This window comes from Aquiflexum sp., from assembly GCF_041749095.1.
Lineage (GTDB): Bacteria > Bacteroidota > Bacteroidia > Cytophagales > Cyclobacteriaceae > Aquiflexum.
Genome location: NZ_JBGTCA010000254.1, coordinates 1 through 3,624 on the forward strand (window position 1 = coordinate 1; position 3,624 = coordinate 3,624).

Consider the following 3,624-nt stretch of genomic DNA (forward strand, 5'->3'; position numbering starts at 1 on the left):
GCACCATTTCGCGATGAACATAAACATGAATCTGCTCTTTCCCTGAATTTTTACCTGGTTTCATCTCGTTATCAATTCTCACCCTAAATAACGGTTACAAACCTACACGAAACAAACCAGTTTTGATTACTGCTAAACAAAAAGTGAAAGAGACAAGCCGTGGATTCACCCGGCTTGTCTCTTTGAAGGGATAACTGATTTTTGGCGACTTCCATAGTATTGGCGTTTGGTATTGTTAGCTTTTTAAATTCGCTCAGCACATCAATTATGGTTCTTATTTTCTGAGGCAACAGTATTCAAAAGTACAATGTTATTTATCTAAGGATTGACACCATTGAGTAGAGCATAAAAGACTTATATTATATAGATGTTCAAGGAGGAGGATATGGATTGGCGTACAAAATTGCAGATGACAACTTAAAACTCGGAAGGAATGTTGTTTCGGACTCTTGTAGTCCAGTTAAAATAATTCGTAAAGAATGGGAGAAATCTGCCCTGCTTAACGAGTGTGATACTATATCATAGAGATTATCTGTTCAGACAGAATCGAACATAAAAAGCGTGCTGAATCTCGGGTTGCAGAAATCGAAAATTTGAAATTGCCTGATTGGAATCAAATTATATAACGTGAATATCACGAATGGGAAGTAGAAAAACTGGAACAGGACAAGTATGGGTGGAGAGTCAGCTTGCTATTGTGCGAATGAAAATGAAATCTGCTAAATCAAGTCCCAATCGTAACCAGACCGACCTGATTACTGACACGTCCACAGACGTCAACTAAAGTAAGTGTATAGCTACAACCAACCTGCATTTGAGCCAATGGAACCAATATCGTCAGTGTAGTACCATCCACCGAAGGCACAGGGCCTATTGTAGCCAAAGTACAACCTGTATTTGGCTGTGGAGAAAATCGAGCTTCCTTATACCAGTTAAGGCCACTTCCCGTCAAAACAATTTCGGGATTTCCTGCAGCGCTGTACGAAAATACCCTTTGTGTAAAAGTACTAAAAGTACGATCCGGGAATGAAGAAACCGGGTAAGTCAATTTTTCAGAAGACTTGGTAGTGCCATCAATAACTGCCACAAAATCCATCATATTGGCAAATCGACTTGTAAGGACAGGGTCAGGTGTGGAACAATTACCATCTGCGAATTCCAGAGGAATGACAAATTTAAAACTGCTTGCACAATTGGTAGGACCAGTGGATACCACTTTTGTCAGGGGTAAGTAAACTCCGTTAACCAACAGTTTCATTTTTTCATCGATTCCTGCACTTGCTCCATAAAGTCCCACCCCAGGAATACTAATTTGGTTTTCAAGCTCCTTTCCAGGAATCATCCCTGCCCCCTTCCATCCGGAATTGGTGTAACAAACATCCGCAATATAGGGAATGCCCAATAGCTTGACCTTCTTCGAAACAGCCGTTTTCCCATTTACTGTAACACTTATGTTTGGATCGATTACCCCACAAGCTCTGTTGCTTGAGTTCTCTGAGGCGATTTTATATGGAACTTTTATGGTTAGAGATGTTGCTGTTGCTCTCAGAACAGTCGCTTTTCTCCAACCAGTAGAATCTGACCTGTTATCAGAAGAACAACTTCCCAACGATGCAGTTTCATTCTTGAGCCAAACAAAATTGTCCGCTGGCTTGGTGCTGAATCCTTTTCCGGTCAGTGTAAGTTCATCCCCCCAAAAAATAAATTCGGGAGATGTTTCAGTGATCTCCACATTGGCTATTGGATTGGGATTATTTGGATTGTTTGGGTCTTGCTCTTCCGCACATCCAACCATACCTATTAGATAAACCCCTACAATCAATAAATTAAAAATTGCCTTTTCCACAAACGTTAGGCTTGAGAACAATTCCTCAAATTTTGAATAAACACTGAAAGTTTCCATCCTGTTGAAATAAAGTGACATAAATACACCGATCTTGGCAATGCCCCAATTCAAAGATCAATCTTCACCATGTTTGCCGGACCTAAAATTCAATATCTCAAATTACCCTATCAATACCATAATAGGGGGATATCAAAAAAGTGTATCAAAAAAATCAAACCAATTTCTCATTCAGGGCTTTGCTGATAGCTTCCCCTTGGGAATGCACATGAAGCTTATCATAAATCCGCTTAATATGGGTTCGCACAGTTTCGAAACTAATGCCCAAATCTGCTGCAATCAATTTAAAACTATTACCTTTTGCCAATGACCCAAGGATCTCCTTTTCTCTATCAGAAAGCATGTATAGGTTTATTGGTCTTTGTTCATGCAGCTGATTGATTACGAGCCTTGCAATAGAAGGACTCATAGGTGCACCTCCTTCCAAAACTTCTTCAATTGCCTGTACCATCATGTCAGAAACATTCCTCTTTAACAAATAACCGTTTGCGCCTGCCTTCAAGGCATCAAAGACATGACCATTGTCATCAAAGACTGTCAACATGATAATCTGTGCATTCTGATCATATTCACGTATCTGTTTAACAGCCTCTACTCCATTGGTACCCGGCATGTCAATATCCATCAAAATCACATCCGGACGACCCTTGATAACGACTTCCTTAACCTGACGGGCATCTCCATAATCTCCCACAATAGTATACTCCTCCCGAAGCATCAATAATTGACAGAGTCCTTCCCTAAGGCTGTCATTGTCTTCAAAAATCAAAATCCGGATCGGTGTCATTGCAGAATTGTCAAGTATTGAATTTATGTTAATTCCTTCCGAAAATAAATCCCTCAATCAGGTGATAGACACTTCCAAGCTAATCAATGTCCCTATTTCCGGATTGGATATTATGTTCATTTTTCCTCCAATTTGTCCTGTTCTTTCTTTCATGTTTCCCAACCCATTGCCTTTGTCCATTACCTTTTCCAAGTCGAAACCTCTTCCATTATCTTCTATTTTCAACAATAGATTTTTTTCCTTCAAAACTGTCGAAATCTCTACTTTAGAAGCCTTGCTGTACTTCGCACAATTATTTACTGCCTCCTTGAAAATCAAGTATATATTTTTTCTTAAAACGGGATTCAAGATGAATTCAGAAGAAATATCTTCTTGGTTAAAAGAATATTGAATCCCCAATGGCTCAAGGATTTCTGCTGCAAAATCCTTCATCCTGTAAATCAATTTTTCCAGACTGTCATTATTAGGGTTTATAGACCAAACGATATGGGCCAAATTGTCCATCATTGATCTTGTATTCACTTGGATTTTTTTCAATTGTTTCGCCACTGTTTCTTTTTCATCAACTTTCAAAAGTGCAATACGGCTATTGACATCAATGCTGGACAATGTAGAACCAATTTCATCATGGAGGTCACTTGAGATTTGATTTCTAAGTACCTGCTCATTTAATTTTTGTTTTAACCGATACTTGTTAAATGTTAAATATGCCATAGCCATAATGGACAAAAACAGGAAAAAAGTGAAATATTGAAACTGCAACCTTCTTCGGGCCTTTACACTTTCCAGTTCTACATTTGATTTTAGCAGGGCAATTTCCTGTTCTCTCTTTTCTGATTCAAATTTTTCTTTGAGCTCTGCTAAATTTTGAAGCTGTTTTTGTTGTTCCAGTTTTTCCTTCAGTACCATTGAAAGGTTTAAATGATCGTAAGCT

At 38.7% G+C, this 3,624-nt stretch carries 3 protein-coding genes; all 3 read right to left on the minus strand.

The genetic code is table 11. The features are described from left to right. Positions 1 to 724: 724 nt before the first annotated feature. Positions 725 to 1,957, minus strand: a complete 1,233-nt coding sequence (locus ACEW8O_RS11800) for a hypothetical protein (protein ID WP_373494830.1) — start codon at positions 1,955 to 1,957, stop codon at positions 725 to 727. Positions 1,958 to 2,057: 100 nt separating this feature from the next. Continuing rightward, on the minus strand, positions 2,058 to 2,690 hold the full coding sequence (locus ACEW8O_RS11805) for a response regulator (RefSeq protein WP_373494831.1): 633 nt from the start codon (positions 2,688 to 2,690) through the stop codon (positions 2,058 to 2,060). A 57-nt stretch (positions 2,691 to 2,747) separates the two neighbouring features. Next, positions 2,748 to 3,624: sensor histidine kinase (locus tag ACEW8O_RS11810; RefSeq protein ID WP_373494832.1), on the minus strand; the 877-nt coding region annotated here is incomplete at its 5' end.